Source organism: Dellaglioa sp. CoH-56-MRSF-12, assembly GCF_056782075.1.
Window position 1 is genome coordinate 1 of sequence record NZ_JBXAYD010000092.1, and the last position, 274, is coordinate 274.

The window sequence follows — 274 nt, forward strand, 5'->3', positions numbered from 1 at the left end:
TCCGATGTCGGCGTCCGTTGCCCGCGCCCATGCGCCCGCCGCCGCCACGTAGATGCCGTTTTCCGCGCCTGCTGCCTGATCCTTCACCAGCACGCGGTCACCCGCCACCAGCACCACGCCGTCGATCGTCTGCAGGCCGGCAAGTGCGATCGCGGCCGTAGTGGCCACGCGCACCGATTGCTTGCTGTCCCGCTTGTTGAGTTCCTCGGCGACCTTGTCGTCGCAGTATTGCCTGGTGGCCAGGACCACACTCGGATCGACCAGCAGAGTCACC

The 274-nt window shown here is 67.2% G+C and carries 1 protein-coding gene; it reads right to left on the bottom strand.

Annotated elements, in window-relative coordinates; genetic code table 11:
- A partial coding sequence (locus AC1RPY_RS07885; protein ID WP_481763132.1) for a hypothetical protein occupies positions 1–274 on the bottom strand: 274 nt, incomplete at both ends.